At 52.5% G+C, this 26386-nt stretch carries 23 protein-coding genes and 3 tRNA genes; 3 read left to right on the top strand and 23 right to left on the bottom strand.

What is annotated here, in order from left to right:
- Positions 1-2: 2 nt before the first annotated feature.
- From ccmB to WD823_RS07965, 8 genes are all read right to left on the bottom strand, one after another.
- Positions 3-680 carry a heme exporter protein CcmB gene (gene ccmB, locus WD823_RS08000; protein ID WP_368428963.1) on the bottom strand — a complete coding sequence of 226 codons (678 nt, stop codon included), beginning with the start codon at positions 678-680 and terminating at the stop codon, positions 3-5.
- A gap of 1 nt (position 681) precedes the next feature.
- A complete protein-coding gene (gene ccmA, locus WD823_RS07995; RefSeq protein WP_368428962.1) occupies positions 682-1290 on the bottom strand; it encodes a cytochrome c biogenesis heme-transporting ATPase CcmA in 609 nt (202 codons plus the stop codon).
- Between the two features lie 45 nt (positions 1291-1335).
- Positions 1336-1411, bottom strand: a tRNA-Arg gene (locus WD823_RS07990).
- Between the two features lie 198 nt (positions 1412-1609).
- Positions 1610-1685, bottom strand: a tRNA-Ala gene (locus WD823_RS07985).
- A gap of 116 nt (positions 1686-1801) precedes the next feature.
- The gene (locus WD823_RS07980; RefSeq protein WP_368428961.1) at positions 1802-2821 is read right to left on the bottom strand and encodes a glycosyltransferase; all 1020 of its coding nucleotides are present in this window, start codon (positions 2819-2821) and stop codon (positions 1802-1804) included.
- 3 nt (positions 2822-2824) lie between these two features.
- Complete coding sequence (locus WD823_RS07975) at positions 2825-4198, bottom strand: glycosyltransferase family 39 protein (protein WP_368428960.1); 1374 nt, start codon at positions 4196-4198, stop codon at positions 2825-2827.
- Between the two features lie 58 nt (positions 4199-4256).
- Positions 4257-4898: a class I SAM-dependent methyltransferase gene (locus WD823_RS07970; protein WP_368428959.1), complete on the bottom strand. Its 642-nt coding sequence runs from the start codon at positions 4896-4898 to the stop codon at positions 4257-4259.
- 13 nt (positions 4899-4911) lie between these two features.
- Positions 4912-5709: an FkbM family methyltransferase gene (locus WD823_RS07965; RefSeq protein WP_368428958.1), complete on the bottom strand. Its 798-nt coding sequence runs from the start codon at positions 5707-5709 to the stop codon at positions 4912-4914.
- A gap of 147 nt (positions 5710-5856) precedes the next feature.
- On the opposite strand from WD823_RS07965, the gene WD823_RS07960 reads away from it, so the two are divergent.
- On the top strand, positions 5857-7488 hold the full coding sequence (locus WD823_RS07960; protein ID WP_368428957.1) for a glycosyltransferase family 39 protein: 1632 nt from the start codon (positions 5857-5859) through the stop codon (positions 7486-7488).
- Between the two features lie 25 nt (positions 7489-7513).
- On the opposite strand, the gene WD823_RS07955 is transcribed toward WD823_RS07960, so the two are convergent.
- The 15 genes from WD823_RS07955 to ispB form a co-directional block, all read right to left on the bottom strand.
- The gene (locus WD823_RS07955) at positions 7514-8359 is read right to left on the bottom strand and encodes an FkbM family methyltransferase (RefSeq protein ID WP_368428956.1); all 846 of its coding nucleotides are present in this window, start codon (positions 8357-8359) and stop codon (positions 7514-7516) included.
- 28 nt (positions 8360-8387) lie between these two features.
- Positions 8388-9803, bottom strand: a complete 1416-nt coding sequence (locus WD823_RS07950) for a glycosyltransferase (RefSeq protein ID WP_368428955.1) — start codon at positions 9801-9803, stop codon at positions 8388-8390.
- A complete protein-coding gene (locus WD823_RS07945; protein WP_368428954.1) occupies positions 9800-10750 on the bottom strand; it encodes a YbhN family protein in 951 nt (316 codons plus the stop codon). Before WD823_RS07945 ends, WD823_RS07950 begins: the two co-directional genes overlap by 4 nt.
- Before the next feature lie 20 nt (positions 10751-10770).
- On the bottom strand, positions 10771-11979 hold the full coding sequence (locus WD823_RS07940) for a glycosyltransferase family 4 protein (RefSeq protein ID WP_368428953.1): 1209 nt from the start codon (positions 11977-11979) through the stop codon (positions 10771-10773).
- The gene (locus WD823_RS07935; protein ID WP_368428952.1) at positions 11976-12782 is read right to left on the bottom strand and encodes a trans-aconitate 2-methyltransferase; all 807 of its coding nucleotides are present in this window, start codon (positions 12780-12782) and stop codon (positions 11976-11978) included. Before WD823_RS07935 ends, WD823_RS07940 begins: the two co-directional genes overlap by 4 nt.
- A complete protein-coding gene (locus WD823_RS07930) occupies positions 12772-13629 on the bottom strand; it encodes a glycosyltransferase family 2 protein (protein WP_368428951.1) in 858 nt (285 codons plus the stop codon). Before WD823_RS07930 ends, WD823_RS07935 begins: the two co-directional genes overlap by 11 nt.
- Positions 13630-13731: 102 nt before the next feature.
- The gene (locus tag WD823_RS07925; RefSeq protein ID WP_368428950.1) at positions 13732-15819 is read right to left on the bottom strand and encodes a tetratricopeptide repeat protein; all 2088 of its coding nucleotides are present in this window, start codon (positions 15817-15819) and stop codon (positions 13732-13734) included.
- A gap of 50 nt (positions 15820-15869) precedes the next feature.
- Entirely contained in the window at positions 15870-17903 is a 2034-nt protein-coding gene (locus WD823_RS07920) for a tetratricopeptide repeat protein (protein ID WP_368428949.1), read from the bottom strand.
- The gene (locus WD823_RS07915) at positions 17900-19870 is read right to left on the bottom strand and encodes a tetratricopeptide repeat protein (RefSeq protein WP_368428948.1); all 1971 of its coding nucleotides are present in this window, start codon (positions 19868-19870) and stop codon (positions 17900-17902) included. The genes WD823_RS07920 and WD823_RS07915 overlap by 4 nt, the downstream gene beginning before the upstream one ends.
- A 346-nt stretch (positions 19871-20216) precedes the next feature.
- Positions 20217-20651: a prepilin-type N-terminal cleavage/methylation domain-containing protein gene (locus WD823_RS07910; RefSeq protein WP_368428947.1), complete on the bottom strand. Its 435-nt coding sequence runs from the start codon at positions 20649-20651 to the stop codon at positions 20217-20219.
- Between the two features lie 422 nt (positions 20652-21073).
- Positions 21074-22441 (bottom strand): sigma-54-dependent transcriptional regulator, encoded by a 1368-nt coding sequence (locus WD823_RS07905; RefSeq protein ID WP_368428946.1) that lies wholly within the window; start codon positions 22439-22441, stop codon positions 21074-21076.
- On the bottom strand, positions 22438-24117 hold the full coding sequence (locus WD823_RS07900) for a PAS domain-containing sensor histidine kinase (protein ID WP_368428945.1): 1680 nt from the start codon (positions 24115-24117) through the stop codon (positions 22438-22440). The genes WD823_RS07905 and WD823_RS07900 overlap by 4 nt, the downstream gene beginning before the upstream one ends.
- Before the next feature lie 122 nt (positions 24118-24239).
- Positions 24240-24470: a PP0621 family protein gene (locus WD823_RS07895; protein ID WP_368428944.1), complete on the bottom strand. Its 231-nt coding sequence runs from the start codon at positions 24468-24470 to the stop codon at positions 24240-24242.
- Between the two features lie 18 nt (positions 24471-24488).
- Positions 24489-24565: transfer RNA gene (locus tag WD823_RS07890), tRNA-Pro, on the bottom strand.
- A gap of 7 nt (positions 24566-24572) precedes the next feature.
- Positions 24573-25541, bottom strand: a complete 969-nt coding sequence (ispB, locus tag WD823_RS07885) for an octaprenyl diphosphate synthase (protein ID WP_368429031.1) — start codon at positions 25539-25541, stop codon at positions 24573-24575.
- Positions 25542-25702: 161 nt separating this feature from the next.
- Between ispB and rplU the strand changes: the two genes are divergently transcribed.
- Both rplU and rpmA read left to right on the top strand, forming a co-directional pair.
- Positions 25703-26011, top strand: coding sequence for a 50S ribosomal protein L21 (gene rplU, locus WD823_RS07880; protein WP_368428943.1), 309 nt, complete (start codon positions 25703-25705; stop codon positions 26009-26011).
- 25 nt (positions 26012-26036) lie between these two features.
- Positions 26037-26294, top strand: a complete 258-nt coding sequence (gene rpmA / locus WD823_RS07875; RefSeq protein ID WP_368428942.1) for a 50S ribosomal protein L27 — start codon at positions 26037-26039, stop codon at positions 26292-26294.
- Positions 26295-26386 lie beyond the last annotated feature (92 nt).

Raw genomic sequence — 26386 nt, 5'->3', positions numbered from 1 at the left:
CATCAGTCCAGGGATACGCGTAACGCGGCGGCTGCCGCCCAGGGAGCAAACGCGAGGGCCAACGCGAGAAAGGCTCCCAATAATGAAAAATGCGCTTCGACGTCGGTGCCGGCAATGACACCCGCGACCGCACCGGCGCCAAAAATCAGAACCGGAGTATACAATGGCAGCACCAACAGCGAAACCAGCACGCCGCCGCCGCGCAAGCCCAGTGTCAGCGCGGCGCCGACGGCTCCAAGCAAACTCAATACCGGAGTGCCGAGCAGCAGCGAAAGGGTAAGCGTTCCGATTGCCGACTCCGGCAGAAACATCTGAATCGCCAGAAGCGGAGATATCAGCACCAGCGGAAGTCCCGTCAGCATCCAATGCGCCGTGACTTTGGTCAGCACTAATACCGTCAGGGGATGCGGCGACAAAGCCATTTGTTCGAGCGTGCCGTCCGCGTGATCGTTGGCGAACAGGCGATTGAGCGAGAGCATCGTGGCGAGGAGCGCGGCCACCCAGATCACGCCCGGCGCGATGGTTTTCAGCACCGAGGGTTCCGGGCCCAGACCGAGGGGAAACAGGCTCACCACGATGACAAAGAAGATAAGCGGAGTGAGGATATCCGTGCTTCGACGTAACGCGACCGTCAGATCACGATGCAGCAGGCAGCCGACGGCTTTGAGGAGCTTGGGCACGTTATGCTATCTCGATCCGGAGCACGGTTTTCGCGGCCACATTGATTTCCTGATGAGAAGTCATGATAACCATTCCGCTTCGGGCAAGGTGTTCGATCAGGAATCCGGTAATCAGGGTGACTGAATCAATATCGAGGGCGCTCAGCGGTTCGTCCAGAATCCACAATGGTTTTTGCAGTATGACCAAACGTGCCAGCGCCAGGCGGCGCTTCTGGCCCTGTGAGAGAATTTTCGACGGGAAATGCCGGTAAGGTGCGAGGCCGACGCGCTCCAATGTTTGTTCGATGGGCACCGCGTGCATGGTGCAAAGGCAGGCAGCGGCACGCAGGTTTTCCACCGATGTGAGTTCACCCTGGATGCCGTTGCTGTGGCCAACGAAGGCCAGTTGGCTGCGGTAATCATCTCCCAGATTGTGAATGGATGAGCCGTTCCATTGCACTTCGCCCGCCGAGGCTCGCGTCAATCCGCAAAGCGTACGCAACAGCGTGGTTTTGCCGCTGCCGTTGACACCGGTGACGTGGATGAGCTCGCCCGGATTGAGACGAAAGCAAAGGTGGCGGAACAGCGGCCGATCGCCGCGCGTGCACTCTATATCAATTGCTTCCAGCAAAGACGCCTCCCCAAGGCAGTTTGAAGATATATCGAATTATGAACTTGGCGCCCCAGGCCGGAGTTGAACCGGCGACCTGCCGCTTAGGAGGCGGCTGCTCTATCCACTGAGCTACCGGGGCCTGACGTTATTCTAGCAGGGTGAACCGCGAGAATTAGAATCTCGCATGCCGGAGTAACTTTTGGCACTGTGATGTTGAATTTTCGGGTGACTGGATGTTACTGATACCGCGGTCCGGCACCTAGGGACGCTTTGAAGCGATGACATCGGTTTTTCTATACCGAACCGAAATTGCGTATTTTCAGGCGACTAGAATAACTGGTGGAGCGGAAGGGGATCGAACCCTCGACCTTCGCATTGCGAACGCGACGCTCTCCCAGCTGAGCTACCGCCCCATGAAGAAATTGCAGCAATTGTATCAGTTGCCCCGACAGAGTAGTTGTCGAAGTTGGACGGCAATTCTAAACACCGGGTGATTCTGAGACAAGCCAACTCGAGCGCCGCTGACATGTCAGAGTTTATTATGCCCCGGCATGCGTTCCAGCGAAGGACGATAACTGCTGTTTGACAGCAGTTCCTGCGTCGAAGGGAGGGCCTGATAATGCAGGCGCTTGATTTCTCTGCGTTCACGACTTACCGAGTCAAGAATGAGCCCGATGGTCAGGCCGATTCCCGCCAGTATCATCAGTCCGGTTGCAAGTATCGCTGTTGGAACCCGCGGAACCAGTCCGGTTTCAAGAAATTCAATGACGACGGGAATACCGAGCGCTAGCGAAATAATCACGAGAAGTCCCGATAGAAAAACGAAGAAACGGAATGGATGATATTCTTTGTACAACAGCATGATCGTGCCAAGAATCCGAAACCCGTCACGAAGGGTGTTGAGTTTGCTTTCCGTGCTTTCCTGCCGTTCAAAATACGGGCACTCGACTTCCGCATAGGGGAGTCGCAGGTCCAAGGTATGAATGGTCAACATGGCCTCGATTTCAAATCCGCTGGCGAGCGCCGGGAATGATTTAACCAACCGGCGCGACATGACACGGTATCCGGAAAGTATGTCGCGGAACCGGCTGTTAAACAGCTTGCCGACCGTGGCGGTCAGAAAGCGATTACCAAAAAGATGTCCGAAGCGATAACTCCGTGGGTTGTTTTCCTGTGCCCGGATTCCAACCACCATATCGAGGTTCTCCTTCTCCAGGAGTGCAATCATGTGAGGGGCTATCGAGGGTTCGTAGGTCCCGTCTCCATCTGCCAACACGTAGATATCGGCTTCTACGTCGGCAAACATGCGGCGCACTACGTGACCTTTCCCTTGCATGAATTCATGGCGAACAACTGCGCCCGCTGCCAGCGCATTAACTGCCGTATCGTCAGTAGAGTTGTTATCGTAGACATAGATAGCGGCTTGGGGCAGCGCGGAACGGAAAGATTTCACCACCTGGGCGATGACTGGGCCTTCGTTATAACAAGGTAGCAGTACCGCAGTTATCAGCGGATATGTCCGGTTGGCATTCTCGTTTTCCACGCGCATGGTTCAGCTTTTTCCCAGGGGGACGAAGCGCATTTCCAGCAACCGTTTGGCGACCAGGGCGAGCGGTACCATGGCCATGATATGCAGGAAAGGTCGCATGGGAATGGCGTATCGAGGAAGCGGGAAGCCGATGATCATGATCGATAAATGATACAGCAAAAGAATTGAAACGGCGCGCGCGACAAATACCGTATTTTCTGAAAACCCGGACAAACGTGGCGAAATCCAGGCGACAATTATTCCTCCCACCATCAATATGACTAAAACCCAGTGTGCGGCGTGCATGAACAAATGTGTCGCCTTGAATTGGGGCAGGTAGCGATAAGGGGTACTTGCCACGGGATAGACAAAAACATCTCCCGGACCTTCAATGTTGCTCCATGACCACAGCGTGAATGGTTTACCAATCAGGTACCAGCGCAACTGCTCCACCGGCGATTCCATGAATCTATCACCTATCTCCGTGGTCACGGATGATATGTCTCTGGAGGTATCCTCAAAGCGGGGATCGAAGCGATACGGATATCCGTAGGACCGCGGATCGTTTTGGTACATCATGTCGACATAAATCCCGGTGCGTAATGCCGCCAGCATCAAGGTGTTGTCGCCGGGTACGCCGAGGGTAGTGATATTACGTCCGATCCACGCCCCGTACAGAATAATGAAGCCCACGAAAATGACGCCGACTTTTTTCCATCCGGGATTCCATCCCCATGAGTAAAGCAAAAAGATCAACAACGGCACGATGAAGTAGAGCAGCATGGGATGTGTCAGCCCCGCGGCACCGAGTGCCAATCCCGCAAGTATCCGTATTGTGTGTCCGGAATTTTTTGCCGATTTCGTGATGAGCAGCATCGTCAGTACGACCAAAAAGGTAAAAAGCGTTTCACTAAGTAGGTAGATATTCATTGTCACCAAGTGCGGGCTGATGGCGGTTAGGGCCGATGCCATGAGAGCGAATGGTGTAGGAAGAAACTGGCAAGCGATCAGGAAAACCAGCAATACGGTTATCGTGCTGATCACTGCCTGAACCCGGGTTATGGTGGAAATATTGTCCATGGTGGGAGGCTTATCCAGAAACAACGCGATAAACAACGGAAAGAGTGGTGTGCGTTTCGCATCTGGAACGGGAATTGCCTGTTCGCCGGTCACGAATGTATTGGTGCGCGAGTAGACCCCGTAATTTTGCAGATTGTGTGCGTACAATACATACTCGCGCGCGTCCGCGCGAACCGGGGTATCCACTACAGTGTTGACGACCGCCTGAATGCGCAGATCGAAGGCGACCAGGAGTATCGCCATGAGGACATAGCCGTACCGCGGTATGTACCATTTCGATCCGAGAAATTTTTTCACCACTCCGCTAAAATCCTGCATTTAATTCTTTCTCTGGCTGAATCCGTTACCCGTGACCTGAGTATAGATTGATCTGCCGCTATTCGGATTTCCGGAAGAGTCCTATATAAAACAGAGGTACTGCAAACGGTCCAAGACGCGGTACGTACCGGTACGCCAGGCAGGTATAGCCGGCATCGTGATAACACCGCACCAGATCTTGCGCCGGATGATAGTGATCGGCGGGTTTGGTCTTTCTGAGGAATGCGCGTCCCAGTTTGTAAATCCAATTTTCGGTAGGCAGGCTGACCAGTAACAAACCGTTCGGCTTGAGATGGTTATCGAAGAAGCAGCGTGGAACGGATTTATCGGCAAAATGCTCGAGCACGTCCATGGCCACAACCAAGTCGTAAATTCCGGCGTCGTCCCAGTTCGTTATGTCCTTTTCAAATAGGCGTACGTTCGCAAACTGATAATGTTTCGCGACGCGCCTGGCATCATTCAAGTCCAAATCCACGACCGAAACGTCGGCAAATCGCCTAGCCAGCGCCGGCAAAAATGCGCCACTCCCGCCTCCCAGATCCAGCACCTTCGATCCGGAGGGGATTTCTTCCAGCAGGCGATAACCCATCTCCAATCGTTGCCAGAAAATCCACCGTGCCACGGGATTCGGATGAGCGTACATGTTGCGCTCGTGCTGCGCGTCGGTAAGCCGCACCAGGTCCGCAGGCGGAATTTTCATGAACATGATCGGATTAGGAGACGGTAGTATGGATCATGGCCAGATCGGTGTAGGCGCTCCGCATATTGTTTATGAACCAGTCCGGTTGTCGCGGGCTCAGATCGGGTAGTGTATGCGGGTGGTAGCCGAGCGCCTTAAAGGTATCGAAGAACTCCTGCGGCGTCACGCCCGCATGCTCGAGATCGCCCGGCGAATATTCAACGAGAATCGGCGGGTAATTGTTCTGCACGAGCACCCGGTCCATGCCACGCACGACCTGCAATTCCGCTCCTTGCACATCGATCTTGATCAGTGAGATGGACACAGCCGCGTATTGTGGATGAGCGTCCAGGAAGTCGTCGAGCCGGGTGATAGCAATATCGGCCGTTCGTGAAGATCGCGAATTGATGAGCTTGTGGTCCGTTGGCGCGAAATCTGAAAGGTATAGCGAGCCGGTTCCGGTTTTGTCGGAAAGAGCCAGCGGGAATGGAAATATCCGGGAGTACAGGCCATTTTCAGTAATAACATGCTCGAGATTTTGAAAATTCTGCACATCCGGTTCAAAGACGAGCAAGTTGACTTCCATGCGCCGGGCCAGCGCAACGGAGAAAAATCCGATATTGGCGCCGACGTCCACGACCAGCATACCGGGTTTCGCCAGTTTGCGAGCCGCCGAAATGAGATGTCTGTCAGTAAGATTCTTGTAGGAAAAATATGCGCGACAGTACGCCTTGCCAATCAATCCGCCATGCAGGTTTAGATGAGATGACAGGAACCGGTGGAGTATGACAAGAAGATGCTGGGCCGGCGAATTGAACAGCTTTCCTGGCATAAGGCTATTCGGTGGTCAATAATTGTGATTGTAGCTATAAATCAAGGAATCGATCAGGACGACTGGTGACCAGGCAGTTCGACGTCGAATTACGGGCATCAGCGCAAAGTATAGCAGAGAATAATAATCCAACTTTTAGGCGACACGATGGGAAATCGGAAAGATTACGGAAGCAGGGAAAGCGTGTTCGTTTTTGCCGCTCTCAGCGGTATCCTGGTGCTTACCCTGCTTCTCAGGCTGTATGGCATCGATTGGGGATTGCCAACCTCACTCCATCCGTACTATTCCTATCATCCGGATGAGGCTGCTTTGCTTCAGTTGTCGCAGTGGCTGGCGCAAGGTAAGACGGCCGTAAAGGAATTCATCTATGGAGGTACGTTTTATTTTGTGATTCTCCGGGCATGCACGTATTTCGGTGTCATGTTCGGGGAGAGTATCGGCGGCTTCAATGCGCTGGCCAATGCCATGTTGGTCGCCAGGTACCTGCAGGTATTCATCGCATTGCTGACGATGCTGCTCGTCTATGAATGCGGACGCTTGCTGTACGACCGTCGGACAGGGTTGGTCGCGGCACTCGTCCTGGTAGTGGCCCCGGCGCATATCATCGCGACGCAGACCGTCCGTCCCGACGCAATCAGCGCCTTCCTGGTGACATTGATCACGCTGATGGCCGCTAAGCTTTTGAGATCGGAAAGAACTGATCAGCGAAAACTCCTGGTGTATACCGGCATCGCCATCGGCGCAACCGCCGCGTTTCGATTGCCCATGATGGGTTTCGGAATCATGCCGGCCATTGCTTATATCATTGCGCGACAACGGACCGGTGGCGGGCCATTCTGGAAGATGATATTTGACTGGAATGCCCTGTGGCTCATTCTGGCGATCGCTTGTACATATGTTGTCCTCAGTCCGCATCCCTTGATATACCCGGAAGCGTTCATGCAGGGTATCAGGACAACAATAATGTACGAAACGAGTGTATTTTCAGATGCAGTGGATCGCGGGCCGATTTTTTATCAGTACGGCTGGCGGTTACTGTACCAGGCGCTCGGTTATCCGGCGTACTTTTTGACACTGGGCGGTGTTATCTACCTCCTGCTGCGTCGCCACATCGAAGACAAGATATTGCTCGCCGGAATCGCGCTCTATTTCATCATGCTTTCCTCGATTACCTGGACGGTGGTTCGATACACGCTCCCCATACTTCCATTACTGGCACTGGCGGGCGGAGTCGGAGTTATCCGGCTCTTCGATAGGATGCGTGAGGGTAATGCAAAAAGAATATTAACTGTCATAGCAGGGCTGCTTCTTGCCTGGACGCTGGCCGCGGATCTCGCCTTGCTTAATGTTGTGGCTTCGAAGAATGTACGTGTGTTGTCCAGCGAGTGGATAACCCATAATATCCCACGTGATAAATCCATCCTGGTTATCAAAGGCTACGTTGAAGATGAATTTTTCAATCCGACCATCCCACCATATCATAGCCTTTCAGCCGCATATTTGTTTAAAGGTAGTGATAGTCGTGAATTATTTACGCCAATAATGTTTGATTATCTTGTCCTCCATGAACTGCTTTATGCCGACATGGAAAGGCTCGGTAGCCAGCATCCCAGAAAAGAAGTGCGAGAATTTTACGAAAACATCGTAAATGCGAAGTTGAAACTCGTCGCAGAAATTAAAGTACCGATGAATTTCTTGGGAGTAGATTTTTCCGAATTATTCCAGGCCATGGATTTTTCTATTATCAATCCGGGAATTCGTATTTACCAGGCGCCTTAGGTACCTTTACTGATGTCTGGATACGTTACCTCGCGTAACAAAGAATATTGATCCCACCCGCGGTCGGGATTTTCTGCCTGATGCGGCTATCGTTGGGCAGCGCTGTTCTCCCATCCAGATCGTAGAGCGAATATCCGTGAGTAGCCAGGATTCCCAGGAGCTCGTCCAGGGAAGCACCCGCCTCATCGAGTCCATACGGCATAATTTCAATCAACAGGATCGGCTTGTCACGCTGGAGCAGTTCGTGGGAGCCGCGCAACACCTGACATTCATGCCCATCCACGTCCATCTTGATCAGGGAAACGGCGCCGATTTTATGTTCGGCGATATAATTATCCAGCGCCTCAAAACGCGCGCCGGTGGTGTCCATCAGGCGCCCGCCATGCTTCGGGTGCGTGTCGGGTAAGGCTTCATGTATCTGCCAGCTTGAGTAGAGCCGCGGTTTTACCTGCGAGTTGTCTATGCCGACCAGCATGATCTGCTCAGCCTGAATCATGCCGGCAATCGTTGGATTCAGCGAAATATTCTGCCGGAGTTTGCCGTAGGCATAGGCCGTGGGTTCAAAGGCAACGACTCGTCCCGCGGGATAAACGCAACGGGCCATGGGCAAGGTATGGGCGCCGATATTGGCGCCGATGTCGAGCACGGTGTTTCCAGGTTTCAATAGTTTCCGGTAGGCACGGAATGTGTCGTATTCAAAACTGCCGAACAGATATATCGCAAGATCAATTCCCTCCCGCAGATCCAGTTGCCAGCGGATGCCGCGTCGCGTGACCAGGGCGCTGTCCGTACGCCCCAGCAGACGCCTGAAGCCCATCACCGTTCGGTAGAGCGCGTGCGCAATGCGCAACTTTGTCCGGGTGTTCATCATGGCCAGGGACGAGTCATGACGTGAACGATCAGGCGGACTTGAGCTTCCGGTAGGCGTAGATCACCATTCGCAGCAACATCAGGCCGTGGCGGAAGCGGTGTATCTTCGTTTCGCCGTACTGGCGGTTCCGGTAGCGTACGGGGACTTCGATGATCTTGAGGTTCATTTTGCTGGCTCCGAACAGCAAATCGAAATCCCCGAAGGGATCGAAATCACCGAAGTATGACCGGTTCCTGACCAGCGTCAGATAATCATCCCGGAACATCACCTTGGTGCCGCACAGCGTGTCCTTGAGGCGTTCGCCGAGCAGCCAGCTGAAGGTTAAGGCGAATAGCTTGTTGGCAAACAAATTGAGGATGCGCATAGCCTCTCCCTCCATGGGGTAGACCAGCCGGCAACCGTTCAGGAATTCGGCTTTGCTACTGGCAACGGCACGATAAAACTTCGGCAGATCCTCCGGTGGAACGGTGAGGTCGGCATCGAGGATCATCAATATATCTCCACGGGCCTCCTGAAATCCTTTGCGCACGGCGTCACCCTTGCCGGTTTGATCCTGAACGACAAGTTTGATGTCGCGGTCGGGATTGCGCATTTGCACGCGTTTGATTTCCTCCTGTGTGCCATCGGTGGAATGTCCATCGACAAAGATGATTTCCTGACCCGTCCCGAAACGCGGAAGCCGTTGGATGGCCGGATCGATGTTGCCTCTTTCATTCCGGCAGGGGATGACGATGGAAACCGAAAATTCCTGGGTGTCGAGACTCGGTGAGGCGCGGGCGACGGTGTAATGGCAAAGGCAGCATTTGTTGATTATCGGCAGCATTCCCAAGTTGTTGAGCAACCAAGAAATCACGGGAATATAAACTGGAAACAGAAGCCGCCGTTCAGTTTTCACCACCTGATAGTCGGCAAGCGACATCAGGTTTCGCATATCGTTCGGGGTCAGCCAACTGTGTTCCGGTGTCGGCGTCTTGAAACCGAGAAATTCGCCGAATTTAAGGACCGGTTCCCAGAGAAAATTGTAGTAAGAAATGATCAGCCGGGTATGAGGGCCACAGAAAGGGTGCAATCCCTCGAGGCACGCCTGGATGTCGTCCAGATAGCCGACAACGTCGGACAGAATTATATAGTCGTAGGTCGACCGCGGAATCTGGCTGAGTCGCTGGGCATCGGCCTCCAGGAAAGTCAGGTGCGGATATTTTTCCTGGGCGAGCCTTACCATCCCCGGACTGATATCAATGCCGACGCCATGCGACGGCTTGAGGGCATTGAGCAGATCGCCGCTGCCGCAACCAAGCTCCAGCACGCGTTTGTTTTCCGTGACAAGATATTTGAAATAGCGTGTCTGCTCGCGGTGATAATGGCGTTTCAGCCGCCGGGACCGGGCAGTTTCGGCAGACAGTGCGTCGAAATGAAGCCGTATTTGTTCTGACCGCGTGCTCATGAGACGGTAATCTTACCGGTGCGGCTGAGCAATGGCACGAGGGCGCCCGGAAGGGTGGAGAGCCATAACACGATGAGATAAAGGAGTGACAGGGTGATAGCCAGGTGAAAGTCTGCGCCGGCCGCGACCAGCATGGCCACGAGAGTGCCCTCACGGATACCCAGGCCTCCAATCGATATTGGGAGGCTGGCGGCGAGAAAAATCGCCGGAATCGTCACGATATAGGTGGTAACCGAGATATCCAACCCCAAACCGCGCCCGAGTAAATAATAAGTCAGGATGACCAAGGCATATCCGGTTGTCGTTATCGCAAGCGCGAGGAGAATGCGGGTTTTTTCCGCCCGGTAGGAATAACAGGTGCGCAGGACGTCCAGTATCCAGCTACGCACCCGCGTGTGCCGGTATTTTTTTCCCAGCGATTCGATAAGCCGACCGCCACGCCGCGAAAGCAACCAGCCCGCCGCCGACAGGCAGCCGAGGAAAAGACCGAACAGAATGATCTTCGAATGATTGGGGATGCGCAGTTCATCGGTAATGACCACGCCGAGCAGACCAACGATGAAGATGGTCGCAAACCCGATGGATCTGTCCACCACGCTCGCGCTCACGAGCGATTTCATGCTTACGCCGTGGATACGCATATGCAGTATTCGCACCGTGTCGCCGCCGAATCCTGTCGGCAAAAAATTATTGAAAAATACGCCCAGATAATAACTGGGAAACGCCCGGAAAAATGGAATTGCAGCGTGAGTATGTTGCAGTAGAATCCACCAGCGCAATGCGCTGAGAATAACGACCGCAACATGCAGCATCACACCCAGGACGATGGGTATCGCACCCAGGCGCGCCAGTCCCTCCTGCAAGGCTTGTAGATCGACGCGCGTAAATAACCAGATGCATAACGAAGCCGTTATGGTTAGTTTCAGTATCAGGAGCGCGATCTTCATTCCTGTGATTTCTGGATATGTCAAGCAGGGGTGGTGAAAGGACCGCGTGTAAATAGCATAACAATCTGTTTTACCGCATCCTGCGAGGACAGGTTTTTTTCGTAAAAGGTACGGGCGTTTTCAGCATACCTTCGGCGTCGTTCGGGGTCTGTGGCGAGTCCGGCGATGGCGTTCGCCAGCGCGGCGGGATCCCCCGGCGGAACGGTCAAGAATGGCGCGGCATCCGTGCGTTGCAACATCTGACGCGTATGTAAAGTGTCCGCGGTAATGATTGTGCGCCCGACGGCCATGTACGCATAGTTTTTGAGCGGCCATACGCGCTGTACCTTGGGGCCCGCGCCGAAAATCCCAAGGCAAATGTCAGCACTCCGGATTTCCTGCGCCAGCTCTTCGCTGTCCATCCATGGTGTGATCCAGTCAACGTTTGACGGGGAGTGATTCCGGAAAATTTGCTCCACAGCCTTTGCCATCTGTCCAAATCCTACGAGCCGGAATCGTATATCGCGGCGGGATTCCAGCGACACCGCCGCATGCGCGATCACATCGACTCCCTGCAAGGGGACAAAAGTGCCTATGAAGAGCACCTTGCACGGACCTTCGTGTGCTTGGTACGGTGCCGGCCGAAAGCGGGACTCATCGATGCTGAGTGGCAGGGCCATGATTCTTGTTGGAGCAAGCCCGAAGGTTTTAGTGAAATAAGCGGCGTTCAAATCCGTGTCCACAATCACCATGTCGGCGGCCCGGTAACCACGCGATTCCACCGATCTCAGGATGCGCGCAAACCACGAGAGGGGTTGAAAAAGCGTTCTGTCGGTGATGGCCGTATCGTAAAGCGAAATGAAACAGTCCGCGATCATCTGCCTAGGGCGCCAGAACTTGGGCAGCAGCGACAGGCAAAAAAGCACCAAGGCAGAGGGATAGGGGACATATAGCCTGCGCGGGCAGCCTCGCCAGAAATAGGCAGACAAAACATGTATATGCGCATAAAAAAAACGTAGCGTGATCCACAACCATTTCAATGGTTTCAAGACACGTGAACGGGAACCGCCATAAGGTGGAGTGGCGCTAAAGGGGAAATTTATTTCCCGTGTTTGCAGCACAGGTGAGCGAACCAGGTCACGTATGCGAAAGGCTACGTTGGGATATCCCGCGGATTTCACATGCACGCCGAGGATGGTGACTTCCACGGGTACCTGTCTGTCGTGCTTTCCCTCTCGTCCGGAGATCACGCCGGGCGGACCTTTTGCGCCAAGACCAGAAACCCGTCACCGAGATTGGTGTTTTTAACCCGGTTTTGCAGAAAATAGAATGGCCGAAGAAGATTGGCCAGAAACCGCGCGCTGTTTTTGCCGATCAGTGGTCGCTCGATGCCGCTTCGCTTGGTGGAATCTTCTTTCGACAATTTTTTTCCGCGGAGAGAGAGGCCGTAATAAAGCTGGCGGACCGGGTAGAGAAGTTCGGTAACGGGAAAGCCGAAGGACCACATGGCATCAATCCGAAAACCGTGGAGAGTGAATTTTTCGATGAGTTCGGCGCGCTCATAGCGGCGATAATGGCCGGCATATTCATCAGCACGTTGCCACTTCCGCATGAAGGCCGGCGCCGAAAAAATGAAATACCCGCCGGGATTAAGCAAACCGGAGACAATCCGAAAAGCTGTCTTGTCATCGTCTATGTGTTCGAAGACTTCACAGGCAATGATGAGATCGTAGTTTCCCTCATGAGACATGGTCATGAAATCGCCGGTGCGTAACTGCAGTCGCGGATTGCCTGAGGTTCGTTGTCGCAGGATATCGATACAGTCGCTGGAAAAATCCAGCAGTACACCGCGCGCTTCCGGAAATCGACGGCCGAGATACAGACTCAGGTCGCCCATTCCGGGGCCGATCTCAAGGAATGATTGGATGTTCGAAGGCAGTCGCTCCACGAATTGTTCGATTAACACCAGCCGCATCAGATACCTTGGCGCGGGTGTCACCAGTGTATCGATGATGGCGGCTTTTCGTGCTTCGGGAATTGGTCTATTTTTCACTGTCTTTGAAATTCAAAGCGGTAATTTGTTCGGATACCAGACCGATGAGAAATACAAGCACGGAAGTGATGAAAAGGAATGCGCTCATGTTGGTAAATCGCTGGTACTGAATAAACGTGTAGAGGTAATAAAACAGGCCGGTGAGAAAAAAACCGAGGCTGACAGGGAAAAACAGCTTCAGTGGCGCGTAAAGAGTGCCAATCTTGAAAATAATAAGCAAAAACCGAACTCCATCGTGGACGATACGGATATGGCTTTTGCCTTCGCGCTGGCCGGTGACGATCGGGACGTACGCGACCGGGTGACCGGCACGGAAAAAGCTCATCGTGATCGTCGTAGGATATGAAAATCCGTTCGGCAGCAGGTGGAGAAATTTCCTGAATTTGTCGGCGCGGACAGCTCGGAATCCTGATGTCAAGTCATCTATCCGAGTCCCCACCATCCAGCTCGCCAGCCGGTTATATATCTTGTTGGCATAGGATCTGCCTATGCTTGACTGTGAATCACTGTCCCGCGCTCCAACGACCATGTCATAGTTTTCGTCCAGTCGCTCCAACAATCGGCGGATGTCCTCCGGCTGGTGTTGACCGTCGGCATCCATGAATAACAGGATCTCGCCACTCGCAGCGCGCGCCCCTGATTTCACGGCAGCGCCGTTGCCCATGCTGTATGGGTGTGTAACGACGCGGGTCGCATATTGGTTGCAAACTTTTATAGTGTTGTCGGAGGAACCATCATTGACTACGATGATTTCTGCGTCAGGGAGTTTCTCGCGTATCCGTGGAAGGATTAGCGCCAGCCCTTCTTCCTCATTTTTAGCAGGGATAATAACGGATATACGATTCATTTTTGTAATTTAGTGACCTTCGAAGACCGTTTCGGCTTGCCTGAAGTATAGTCCAGTCCATTAAAAATTCTCGCCCAGTCAGGAAGCTGCGGACATGACGGGTCACTGTATCGGTTTTTGAAGGTCTCTGTACCTGTCTAATAGTTTGTCGTACAGATTCTGGTGGGAACCCCGTTGAAGCCGTGATTCAGGGTTGTTGTCCGAGATGTTGTTCAGAAGCACCTTCGCCTCGTTTAGTCTTCCTAGCTGTATCAAATACTCAGCTTTCCGGAGCCCATAGTAGATTCTGTCAGGCGCTGCATCGACAGCAGCCGTGATATACACGAGTGCCTTATTATATTGCTCCTTACCTGCCAATAGCTCGGCTGCGTTGCTTGATATCAGGGCATGATATTCGGGAGAGGTTTTGTTATTCGCAGCAGCAATTATTAACCACTTGAGCGCTTGGGGATACAGGGAACGGCAGCGGTACGGCGGGATAAGGATACATTCACGAAGGTTATCGAGCGAGATAATTCCATGAACTGTGATCGGTTCATTGCGGAGCAGCTGTTTTATTTGATTCATGGAAGAGACGTCGGTTGATAGCTGCAGCCGACCATTTTCCGTTTTCCAGCGTATGTTCGGTGGTAATCCCGAGATGGTAACGGCGGTCAATTTTGTTGTGTCGCCTGTTGTCCGGGATATGGAATCATTTACATCGGCAGCGAAACTGGTAAGCACTATCTGCATGTCAAGTCGAAATCCGACTTCATTTGGCGCAATACGCACACCATTTTCTAGGTAACGGATCGCTTTATCGATATACCCCATCTCCAAGTTTGTGCGTGCGGCGTAATCGTTGGCCTGTGGAGAGTTGGGGTGATTGTAGACAGTATGCTCTGCCAGAGCGTAGGCGTTGTTCCATGTGCCAGCCAGGCTCCAAGTATCAAAGGTCAAAAGAGAGAGCAACAGCAGTATAAATGCCCAAGTGCCAACTCTTATCACTTTGGTATGCCGAAGGAGAAGGATGGCCAGATAACTCACACCAAAGAAAATGCCAAAACTTGGTAGATAGTTGCGATACTCATAGGCAATTTCGAGACCGAAAATACTTGATTCGAGCACATGACCAATCATAAACCAGAGTATCGAAAATCCGGCGACGGGATATCGCTTGTGTCTTAAAAGCACGAATAACAACAGTGCATAAATACCCAGAATCGCCGGCAGGGTATCGTAGGGATTCAAGATTCCAGTACTGATAGGGATGTCATCATGAAAGAGACCAAAAAACCTAAAATCAGGTAGCAGGATGAGGCCCACGTAAAACCATAGTACACGCGCCTCTGTCATCAGACGTTCAGTCAGAGTGAAGTTTCGCTCCGCATAGGCGCTCAGCACAAGCTCAGGATGCATGATGAGATATGTGGCGAACAGAATGGCAGGAATAACTACAATTCCCAAATAAAATATGTGTAGCTTAGTGCGTGCGTCAATAGAAAGTCTTGTACGGTCAAAAAATATGTATTCAATGCTTGCGGCAAATAGCGGAAGGAGCAGGGCATTTTCCTTCGATGTCAGACCGAGTAGCGTGCCGAGAAGAACTCCACACAACATCACCCCGATTCCCTTGTTAGTAGCCGTTACATAACTCTGTCTCCCGCGCACGAATGCAATTAGACCCGCAATAACAAACAAAGCCGAGAGGCTGTTCATTCTTTGTACGGTGTAGAGCACGCTCGTCAGCTGAATAGGATGGAGCGCCCAGAGGGCGGTGGTGAATGCAACGATGATGAGCCTCTCTTTGGATGACAGCTTCAGGATAGGTGTGTGTACGAGCGCAAGAGATAAAAAGTAAACCAGTATGGTATTGATGAGATGAATGCAAAGGTTGGTGGTTTTAAAACCGAAACTTGTTTCGAAGCCTCCCGAGAAGTAGTGATTTATCGCAAAGCTCAGGCTGGCAAGTGGACGCTTCAGCGGACCAGTATCATTGCTCCAAGCTGCCTGATGCAAACTCTGCAGATCGAGATCGTGTATGGCGATAGCTTTATTCGAGATAATGTTCCCGCTATCGTCGAGTACAAATGGCCCATTCAGTCCGGGGTAATAGGCCAGGACCGTCAAGATCAATAGCGGTGCGAGAACTAAAAAATGCACCAAGGCATGAATCGGCAGACGTGCAGGTTTCTGAAGGGACGAAATCATTATCAGGTTTGATCTTGTTATGTGCTGCGGTATTGTTTGGCAAGAGGCTTTTAGTGTTGCTGCTTGATTATAACAAGAATCTTCTCGGCTTCTTCTTGGTCGGTCTTGCTCAAAGTGATGCCAGATTCCATCAGGCTACGTATGATCCCATTTGCTTTATCCGGTCTATCAGCCAGGACGTGTATGTTCGCCTCCATGATCGCAAGAGCGGGTTGCAATGGATCAAGGCTTCTGGCTTCTTCTGCCACGCGTAAAGCCTGTCTTAAGTTGCCACGCTCAAGGTATAGTCTCACAAGTTGGGTGGAAAGCCTTTTGCGGACAGAGATGTTTCCACGCGGGTTATCGAGAGCCAGGCGATACCAACTAACGGTATCCTTGTACAGGTATCCGCAATATTGAGGCTGTTCCAGAATGCAATTGGTCAATATCTTCAGCGCGCCCTCCACCCTGTCATGAACAGGTTGTAATCTCAGTTGTTCTGTTATCCTGCCAAAAATGGACCGGTCCAGTTGCAAACGCATTTCCCCACCATGCTCGTTGAGCGTTATAGAAGCAAGATCGCCAGGTATAGATCTGCGCCATGGTTTCGAAACTCTGGCCCATTGAACCTCTGCGGCAGATGCGATAAGGACCATTCTGATTAAGTAGCTTGTTTCATAAGGAGCAAGCTCGGAGGCTTTTTTATAATATATTAATGATTGGATTGGATCGCTTCCTTTCTTTAAGTACACATCCCCCAGCATTCCGTGCGATCTGGCAGAGGACGGATGGTGTCTTACCATAAACTCAGCCAGGCTGATTTCATCAGCCCAATTTCTTGCGATGACGTGTGTCGAAAATGCCAGGCTGGCGACAATCAGGAGCAATAGCGCAACTGGCAATATCTTGTCCTTAAAGCGGCCAAACCCGAGCACTAAGACATAGATCGCACCAGCAACAGGACCGAGGCCGGGAAGGTAGTTGCGATGCTCATGGGCAAGCTCGAGGCCGATAAAACTGGATTCCATGCTGTGTCCGACGAGAAACCACAGTATTGAGAAGCTGAGCCAAGGATATTTTCTGCGGCTGGTTATGGCAACCAGCACAGACACGATAATACCCACAAGGGCAAGGCTAGTTGTCCATGGTAAAACCAGGCTTGTGCTGACCGGAATGTCGTCATGAAAGAGTGTCAGGCGGTTAATCCCGGGCAACAACAGCAGGCTGAGATAAAACCAGAGCACGCGACCTTGCGTCAACAATCGTTCAATTGGCGTGAATTCCCGAAGCTTGTATGAGCCGAGAACCACGTCCGGGTGCTTGATCAACCAGAATAAGGCGAGCAGAACGAGAAGAATAAGTGGAGTTGCATAAACCCAGATCAGTCTTTTACGCCCGGAAACGGTGTTTCGGATATTATTAAAAAAAACCAATTCGATGATCAGTGCGTATGCCGGAAGCAGCGCTGCATTTTCTTTGCACGTCAGTCCAAGGATAGTCCCACCCAGAATTCCGGCCCACATGAATGTTATGCCTCGTGAATCGTGTTTCTGCGCTAAATGCCTTCCGTGAACAAATATCAAGAGGCCTAACAGAATAAAAAACGCTGAAAGGCTAGTCATGCGCTGGACGACACTCAACACCGTGGTGAGCTGAATCGGGTGCAAAGCCCATACGACAGCAATAAGGCCCGGCAGCCACGGGCGCAGGGAGGCATGCCGAAATTCCGGTTTTCCTGAACTTGTTTGCAGTAGAAGAGAAAACAACCAAAAGACTAAGCTGGCATTAATGATGTGTATGCCAAGATTGGTGGCTTTGAAGGCAAAAGTATCTGCAAATCCACTCGCAAAATAATAGTTGAGAGCGAAACTCAGAGCTGCCAATGGCCGCTTGAGGATACCGCTTTCGTTGGACATGGCGGCTTCGGCCAGAGCTTTGTACTCAAGAGACTGAATGGCGATTTCCGGCTTATCGACAAAATTTATATGATCGTCGAAAACGAAGGGGCCATGAAGCCCCGGGTAATATGTAACGAAGGCAGCTATGCCGATGACGACAAGCGCGAGCAGCGTCTGGAATAAGGTTTGTCGGTAGCCTGCGCTCATTGCATTTCTTGGTTACGGGACGTGATACTTGCTTTGCCGCGTTTCAATTTCTCAATGTCTTCCGCCAAGAGCTCAAGTTCCTTGGTTCGAGGGTGAGGGTTATCTTCGTTGGCGCTACGTAACATCAACAATACCTGTTCGGCATTATCTGGCTGTTGCAACTGGATGTAGATACTCGCCATGGCGAACAGGGGATGAAGGTAAAAGGGATCCATCTGATGAGAAATCCATAGCGACTCAATCGCCTCGTCTATTCTGTTTTGACTGGCAAGACTGATGCCAAGGGCATAATGGTAGAAGGACTTGTCTCCGGGCAATTTGTCTCTGTTGAGAATAACTCTGAGCCACTCCTCCATGGAAATTTGCAACGATTTGCACCATGTCTGAACACAGTTGGCGATGTGCTGGATGGAAAGATAAGTTGTGGCTGATAGGGGTTCAGCGGCGAGAAGTTTCAGGGTTTTAGCGTGCTCAACAGGATCAATTTGTTTTCCCGACCGTGCGGTGAGCAAATGCGTCTGAATGAGGTATCCTGTTTCTGTCGGTTCAATTCTATATGCGCGGCGGATCGCTTCCAACGCGGCATTATATTGTCCCTGTGCTTCGAGCAAGATGGCAAACCCGGCCTGAACCCGCGATGAATCCGGATGATGCATAACTTCATATCGATAGAAAGAGTTGTAGTTGGCCCATTGTGATGCACGCAGACTGGTGCTACCTACGAAAATCAGCGCCATGACAGGGACCACCCACCACAATTTTCGATGCCCAAGTTTGGAATTACTCAAGTCAATAAGGCCGAATAACGCCATTATGATCCCTGCGGAGGGCAGATAATTTCGATGCTCATGGGCGAGTTCCAGTGCGACGATCGTTGACTCCAGCAGATGTCCGGCAAAGAACCAGAATATGCCGAGGCTTATAAGGGGGAATTTTTTTCGTGACTTGAACGCAATGACCAACAGGCCGACGATTCCGATAAGCGCCGGGAGCGTTGTCCATGGCTCGAATAACGAGGTTGAAATCGGAATATCGTCGTGTTGGTGCCCAAAGCGGTTGATCTGCGGCAGCAGGATAAGCGACAGGTAGAAGATCAGGACTCGCCCCTCGGTCATCAGGCGTTCCGGCATGTTAAACCGCCTGGCGGCGTAATCAGGCAGGGCAAGCTGGATGGCCAGGACCAGCCCGATAGCTGCGGTCGCCAGAAAAGCCGTGATTACTATTCGCTTCGATAAAACAGGAAGGAGGCTCCATTCTGACCATGGACGTTCACGGGGGAACAAAACGAAATCCAGAGCAAGGATAAACACCGGCAACAAAATGGTATTTTCCTTGCTGAACATGCCAAGCAAACCGCATAGCAGTAGGCCAAACACGGACAACCAGGCTCTATTCTTTTGTCCCGAGAGAAATTGAACCCGGCCCTTTAGATAAAAAATCAGTCCCGCTAGCGTAAACATCGCAGACAACTCGGTCATGCGCTGTATTACATAAAGCACGCTGGTGATCTGGATGGGATGTATGAGCCACAGCAAGGCGACGGAAAACGCCAGTAATGTGACCATCTGGGCGACACTATTACTAAGCAGGATATTTACTTTTTTGAGCTGTCTAAGCCGCGAGAAGACAAGTTGCATCATCCAGAACAACAGAAGGCCGTTGATAATGTGGATACCTAAATTGGTGAGTTTATACGGCGCCGTATTCTTGAAATCCCCCGCAAAATAGTAATTCAAGGCGAAGCTCAGCATGGAAATTGGGCGTTGCAGCGGGCCCGAACCGAGCGAGTACGCAGCTTGATGCAAGGTATCTGAATCGAGTGATTGAATCTTGATGTAACTGTTGAACAGCAGGTTCGTGTAATCGTCAAAGATAAACGGACCTGAAATTCCCGGCAGGTAGACGGCCGCGGATAATATCAAGGCAAGGGAGCACAGCAGTTTGATGCCAACATGATTCCTTATCATAATGATTTGTTTTCTTCCGTAAATGCTGTGTGTTCAATGGTATTGAATGGATTTGCGGTTAATTTCCTTGAACACTATGAAAAATTCAACTGAAACTCTCCAGAAAATATTAAAGCGATATTTGTCAGCGGAAGTCCTGAGCGACTTAACACATGTAAATATAAACAGTTTAGTTTTTATTTCTGCGGGGGCGCTGGCTAATACGATAAGGGTAAGCGGCAAATGGGACTTTTGGTGCAGGTATCTGCAAGTGCCGTAAAAAAAACAAAGGCGACAGAAGTCGCCCTTGTTTTTGATTTTGAGACAACCCTTGACAGTTTTGCGTAAGGGTCGACCGTACAACAGATTAATTCTTCGGACGGTATTTGGTCTGTATCGTACCCTTCACTTCCCACCTGAGGTTACCACCTACGCTAGCTGGTGAGTAGACCACAGTCCTTGTTACAGCAGCGCCAAGTGATCTTTCGCCTGTCAACGTCACGGTTACAAGACCACCGGAGCCGACATATCCGACACTTGACACATATTTGCTTTTATAGCTGGCGGCTGGAGAAACGTTCAGCGATGCTGGAGTTGCCGGTATGGAAAGCAGGCCATAACCTTCGCTGAAAGCGACATCAATGGCAGTTCTTACCGCTCCTGACAGACTCGCCGCCTCCGACACACGCGACCGAATCGTATAGTCCTGATACGCCGGCACCGCGATGGCGGCGAGAATGCCGATGATCGCGACCACGATCATCAGCTCGATGAGTGTGAAACCCTGTTGCAACTTTTTCATAAAACCTCCGAGTTGGATAATGTTGCGAGGGTGCCCCGGAAATAACCGGCCCTGTATTTTCCTTGGCAGGGACCGTTTTGAAGCAGGGTCAGGGCAGTTCCTCGCGCCGTGCCGATGCTTTCCGTGACATCCTCATATATCTAATTAGCAGAGCCACCCCCGAAGTCAATTCAGCGTGTGCCCGGCTCACAATAGCGTCTCCTTGAACGACAGTCCTAATGTTTCCCAATACTCCTGGACCTATAAAAGCTGCATCAATTATGCCAAAGCAACTCCTCGTAACGTATGCGGAAGGTTGCGTTTGGCCCATTGAAAACAAAGGATTATTTTACAATACCACTTTATCTATCTTGATTTCCATAGTCTTTTTTCGTGGTTCCACTGCCATATTTCGTCATGGCTGCCGTAGTCTGTCAGCCAAGTCACTCAATCCCCAGTTTTTCCAGCTTGTAGCGCAGGGCACGGAAGCTGATTCCCAAAAGCTTGGCGGCGGCCGTTTTGTTCTGTTGCGTCTGGGCTAAGGCCTTCTCGATCGTGGCCCGTTCTACGCGCTCCAGATAATCGTCCAGCGATTCCTTGCCGCTCATCACGGTTTGCTCGCTGGCCACGGGTTCTGCGGCCTGAAGCTGCAAATCCGGCGCTGAAATTTCGGTTCCATTACACATTGTTAGTGCCCGTTCCAGAATATTTTCAAGTTCCCGAACATTGCCGGCGAACGCATAATGCTGAAGCAATTGAGCCGCCTCCAAGGTCAGACGCGGCGGCTTCATCCCCATGTTGTCACACAGCTTCCGGCACAGGGCCTCGGCGAGTACGGGAATGTCTTCGATGCGCTCGCGTAACGGAGGTATGATCAACTCGATGACATTAAGGCGGTAGTAGAGATCCTGGCGAAATTTTCCTTGCCCCACGAGATCATGCAGGTTTTTGTGCGTGGCGGAAAGGATGCGCACGTCTACTTTGATTTCGCTCTGAAAGCCGACCGGACGGACGCACTTTTCCTGGATTGCGCGCAGCAATTTGACTTGCATGGACAAGGGCAGATCTCCGACTTCGTCGAGAAAAAGCGTACCCCCGTCGGCTGCCTTAAATAGCCCATCCTTGTCCGTCACCGCGCCGGTGAAACTGCCTTTCTTGTGACCGAAAAATTCGCTTTCCATCAGACTTTCGGGGATAGCACCGCAGTTGACCGGCACGAACGGCTTGTCGGCTCGCGGACCGAGTTCATGAATCAGCCGCGCCGCGAGTTCCTTGCCGGTACCGGATTCTCCGGCGATATAAACTGGGGCTTGGCCGCGGGACAGCCGCTCGATCATAATCCGGACCTTCTCTATGGCGGGAGAAGCCCCCAGCATTTTTTTGGCGGTGATACTTGTGGCCTCATCGTTGTTGATGGAAGCCTTGGCAACGGTCGGCGGTCCAACCCGCAGCGCGGACCGGACGATATTACGCAGGTCGTTCAGGTCGAGTGGTTTGGATACAAAATCGAAGGCGCCGGCTTTCAGCGCGGCCACCGCCGTTTCCATGTTGCCGAAAGCGGTGATCACCGCCACCGGCAGGTACGGATGGTTTTCCTGTATGTGGCGGACCAGTTCAATACCGTTTCCATCTGGTAGGCGCATGTCCGTCAGGCACAGGTTGAACTGGTATTTATTCAGCAAATGACGCGCTTCTTCAATATTGGCGGCGGTTCTTGTCTCAAGGTTCATGCGTCCCATCGTGAGTTCAAGGACTTCGAGGATATCCGGTTCGTCGTCGACGATCAGAATCTGGCTTTTGGTCTTGCTCATAGCGATCCCAACTCGGTGCAGTCCTCGGCGCGCACAAACGTAATGCGGAAACGGCATCCCACACCACCTTCGCCCGGGTGATGATTCAGTGATGCGCCGTTGCCTTCGCACAATTCCCGCGCGATATACAGGCCAAGCCCCGTACCTTTCGGGGTGGTTGTGAAGAACGGATCGAAAATGTTGTCCGCAATCTCGGGATTGACCCCGGTACCCCAATCAATGACATCGAGCGTGGGCCGGTCTTCGCTTTCCCGGCCCCCCTGCAACTTGATCAAGGGGGTTCCCGTAAAGGGGGGGCTGTGTCGCAGCGCATTCTGGCAAAGATTGGAAATGATCTGGTAAAGCTGGTCCGGATCCACGCAAACCGACAGGCCCGGTAACCCTTGCAGGGCAAATGCCGCGCGTGGAATGGATATCGTATCACAGTACTGGCGCAAGAAATCCTCACACCACGGTTCCAGATCCAGCTTGACGGGGCTGATTCGGTCACGCCGGCTGAGTTGCGTGACGTTGTGCACGATCACATTCATGCGCCTGCTTTGTTCTTCGATGATTTTTACGAGACGCTTTTCTTCCGCACTTTCTGAGCCTGTCGTTTCGCCGAGCAGTTGTGCGGCATTGGTGAGGGCGCCGAGCGGATTGCGAATTTCGTGCGCGATGCTGGCGGTCAGCCGCGCAAGCGCCGCCATTTTCAGTTGCTGGGCTTGCTGTTTCAGGAGCGACATGTCTTCAATGAAAATCAGTTTGACCGAATTCTTGTCCGAGCCGAGCGTGACAAAGCGCGGCAATAGTGAGTACCCCACGCGGGAGGTGAACACTTTGCGTGTCCGGCTCGCGGAACCGTGCCCCAGCCATTGGAACAGCTGTATCGCAAGTTCCGGCGAAATCTCACTCAACGGTGATTTTTTTTCAGCCTCGTTGCGCAGACCAAGGAACCGTTGTGCGGCCTGATTCATCATGCGAACCGTTCCCTGGGGATCACAAATCACCACGCCGGATTGCATGCGCTGAATGACCAGCTCGTTGAGTTGGGTGAGATTGACCACATCCACGCCCCGGCGTTGGGCGAGTTCTTCGGTCGCGCGCAGACGTGTCGCGAGCAAATAACCGAAAAAGGCCGTGGCAAAAAGTCCCACGCCGAACAAACCGACTTGCGGATATTCCAGAAACAAGTCGGCATTGACGTTTTCTGCGCCGGTAAGCCAGCCCCAGGAATGTTCCAGCAACACCGAAATGGTTGCCAGCGCGGCAAAAAAAATCGTCATGCGTTTCCCGAGCATCAGGCTGGTGCCGGCGACGGCCACCACCAGCATCAAACCCAGGCCGCTCGCCAATCCGCCGCTGGCGTGCATGATGATTGTCAACAGGGTTATGTCCGAAAAGGAGAGCAGCGTCGCCTGGCTTTCATAGTCCGGTGTCTGCCAGAGGATGGCTAGGGCCCCCGTCAGGCTGATGATGGCGTAGACCATGCTCGCGCTGAGAAATAAGCACGGGTGCGTATCACCGAATGGCGTGAATTTTCCCAGGAAAATGGCAATCACCGCTGCCGACAGCGCGATTGCCACACGATAGTAGTTAAAATATTTGAGAAGCTTCCAGTTCTGGGCCGCGACCGCGGCTTTACCTTCGGCCAGGCTTGGTCCGGGATGCGGGAGCACGCTTTCCATAGCTGTCATACCTTTACTGAAATAGCACAGAAAAGGGGGGGTGGCAAAAATTGTCAGCTTTTTTACTTGGATATGTAAGGCTTTTTAATGACACTGGTAAAACTGAATCCCGGTCAGGAAACAGCAGGGAGTCAGGGTTTTTTCGCGGCTGTCCGGTGTTCTTCGCAGCAATAACGCTGCTTTCCGTTGTGTAGGGCTTCCGATTCCGGTATGTGCACGCCGCAGTGGTCGCATGCGATCATGTTATCGAGCGTGGCGGGTGTTGGCGGCGGTTTCCGGCGCGAAGCCAGCGCGCGCTTGATAATCAGCAGGACGAGCCACAATCCGATCAGTACGATGATGATGCGTAACAGCTGTCCCATATTCGAAGATGTATCAGTTGGTCGGGGTGAGAGGATTTGAACCTCCGGCCCCTTGCTCCCGAAGCAAGTGCTCTACCAGGCTGAGCTACACCCCGTTGATACCTAATAATTGCGATGCGCGGAGAAATGGGCCAGATCGAGAAGCGCTTGTTTATAGGGCGAATCCGGAATGTTGGCCAGGGCCGCCATGGCTCGGGAAGCCTCGTCTTCAGCCCGGCGCGCAGTGTACGTGATGGAACCCGTTGATTCAATCGCGTTCATGACCTCATCGAGTTGGGCGAGCCCGCCTTCCTCGATGGCAATTCGAATCAGGTTGCGCTGGTGGCTGGTGCCCTGACGCAAGGTATGAATGAGCGGCAGCGTGGGTTTACCCTCGGCGAGGTCGTCGCCGATGTTTTTGCCCAGATCGCGGTTGTCTCTGCCGTAGTCGAGCACGTCATCGATGAGTTGAAACGCGGTGCCCAGGTGCATGCCGTATAGCGCCATGGCCTGTTCGATTTCCTGGTTTTGGTTGCTGATGACGGCGGAGAGCTGTGCCGCCGCCTGGAAAAGTTTGGCGGTCTTGTTCCGGATCACCTCGAGGTAATGTTCCTCGGAAGTATCGGGGTCGTGGCAATTGAGTAATTGCATGACCTCGCCCTTGGCGATGGTGTTGGTAGTATGAGCGAGAATTTCCATCACGCGCATGCTGCCCACTTCAACCATCATCTCGAAGGCGCGTGAGTAGAGAAAATCGCCCACGAGGACGCTCGCTTCGTTGCCCCAGATGGTGTTGGCGGTGGTGTGTCCGCGGCGCAGCTCCGAGGCATCGACTACATCGTCGTGCAGCAGGGTGGCGGTATGAATGAATTCAATGATGGCAGCCAGCCGGATATGCGCCGACCCTTCGTAGCCGAAAGCGCGACTTCCCAGCAATACCAGAATTGGCCGCAGGCGTTTACCGCCGCTGTGGACAATATAGGAACCCATCTGGTTAATCAGGGCGACATCGGATAGCAGCCGCGTTTCGATTTCGATATCGACCGCCCGCAGCTCGCCCTGGGCGAGGGCCTTGATGGCTTCAAAATCCATGGATTTCATGGTGGTCTGGGTTCGGCGGCATGCTAGGGGCTGGGTTTAAACCCGTCAAGCAGTCGGGGTTTGACCTGATAAGCGCTAATCGTTAGAATTGCCGCCCTTTTAGCGGCAATTAAGCGTATTTTTACGCTAAGTTATCTCCAGGAGCTGAATTCATGTACGCGGTGTTCGAGAGCGGCGGCAAGCAGTACCGGGTTTCACCGGGGGACATCATCCAGGTTGAGAAACTCGATGTCACCGAAGGACAATCCGTGGACCTTAACCAGGTGCTCATGGTGAGCGATGACCAGGGGGTGCGTGTTGGCAATCCGATTTTGAGCGAAGCGACAGTCACCGCCAAGGTGAAAAGCCACGGTCGCGGCGAGAAGATCCGGGTGTTCAAGATGCGCCGGCGTAAGCATTATCGCAAGACCACGGGTCATCGTCAGTATTACACCGAACTGGAAATTACGGGCATCAAGTAATACTAAAATACAGAGAAAATTTTTTATGGCACATAAAAAAGCAGGTGGCAGCTCGCGCAATGGTCGGGATTCCCAGGCTCAACGGCTCGGTGTCAAGCGTTACGCCGGCGAACAGGTCCTGGCGGGCAATATCATCGTTCGCCAGCGTGGCACCGCATTTCATCCGGGAACCAATGTCGGTATCGGCAAAGACGATACACTGTTCGCCAAGGTAAATGGACGGGTACAATTCGAAATCAAGGGGCCGCGGAGCCGCCGAACGGTAAGCATCGTCCCGGGCTGAAACGCTTACCTTACGTTCGCATCGCCTAACCCCGCCCTGGCAACATGGCGGGGTTTTTTATTTGTACACTGCGGTCTCGATGGTGGAAAAGT

Source organism: Sulfuricaulis sp. (assembly GCF_040901545.1).
Taxonomy (GTDB): Bacteria; Pseudomonadota; Gammaproteobacteria; order Acidiferrobacterales; family Sulfurifustaceae; genus Sulfuricaulis.
This window is presented reverse-complemented; position numbering and strand designations above follow the sequence as displayed.

Bases quoted from the DNA above. Each gene is read 5' to 3' on its own strand.
- WD823_RS07915 (WP_368428948.1), bottom strand. From the start codon at position 19,870: ATGATAAGGAATCATGTTGGCATCAAACTGCTGTGCTCCCTTGCCTTG.
- WD823_RS07910 (WP_368428947.1), bottom strand. From the start codon at position 20,651: ATGAAAAAGTTGCAACAGGGTTTCACACTCATCGAGCTGATGATCGTG.
- WD823_RS07945 (WP_368428954.1), bottom strand. From the start codon at position 10,750: ATGAAGATCGCGCTCCTGATACTGAAACTAACCATAACGGCTTCGTTA.
- WD823_RS07895 (WP_368428944.1), bottom strand. From the start codon at position 24,470: ATGGGACAGCTGTTACGCATCATCATCGTACTGATCGGATTGTGGCTC.
- WD823_RS07930 (WP_368428951.1), bottom strand. From the start codon at position 13,629: ATGAATCGTATATCCGTTATTATCCCTGCTAAAAATGAGGAAGAAGGG.
- WD823_RS07925 (WP_368428950.1), bottom strand. From the start codon at position 15,819: ATGATTTCGTCCCTTCAGAAACCTGCACGTCTGCCGATTCATGCCTTG.
- WD823_RS07920 (WP_368428949.1), bottom strand. From the start codon at position 17,903: ATGAGCGCAGGCTACCGACAAACCTTATTCCAGACGCTGCTCGCGCTT.
- WD823_RS07970 (WP_368428959.1), bottom strand. From the start codon at position 4,898: ATGAAAATTCCGCCTGCGGACCTGGTGCGGCTTACCGACGCGCAGCAC.
- WD823_RS07965 (WP_368428958.1), bottom strand. From the start codon at position 5,709: ATGCCAGGAAAGCTGTTCAATTCGCCGGCCCAGCATCTTCTTGTCATA.
- WD823_RS07905 (WP_368428946.1), bottom strand. From the start codon at position 22,441: ATGAGCAAGACCAAAAGCCAGATTCTGATCGTCGACGACGAACCGGAT.
- WD823_RS07900 (WP_368428945.1), bottom strand. From the start codon at position 24,117: ATGACAGCTATGGAAAGCGTGCTCCCGCATCCCGGACCAAGCCTGGCC.
- rplU (WP_368428943.1), top strand. From the start codon at position 25,703: ATGTACGCGGTGTTCGAGAGCGGCGGCAAGCAGTACCGGGTTTCACCG.
- WD823_RS07960 (WP_368428957.1), top strand. From the start codon at position 5,857: ATGGGAAATCGGAAAGATTACGGAAGCAGGGAAAGCGTGTTCGTTTTT.
- WD823_RS07950 (WP_368428955.1), bottom strand. From the start codon at position 9,803: ATGAGCACGCGGTCAGAACAAATACGGCTTCATTTCGACGCACTGTCT.
- ispB (WP_368429031.1), bottom strand. From the start codon at position 25,541: ATGGATTTTGAAGCCATCAAGGCCCTCGCCCAGGGCGAGCTGCGGGCG.
- WD823_RS07980 (WP_368428961.1), bottom strand. From the start codon at position 2,821: ATGCGCGTGGAAAACGAGAATGCCAACCGGACATATCCGCTGATAACT.
- rpmA (WP_368428942.1), top strand. From the start codon at position 26,037: ATGGCACATAAAAAAGCAGGTGGCAGCTCGCGCAATGGTCGGGATTCC.
- WD823_RS07955 (WP_368428956.1), bottom strand. From the start codon at position 8,359: ATGATGAACACCCGGACAAAGTTGCGCATTGCGCACGCGCTCTACCGA.
- WD823_RS07975 (WP_368428960.1), bottom strand. From the start codon at position 4,198: ATGCAGGATTTTAGCGGAGTGGTGAAAAAATTTCTCGGATCGAAATGG.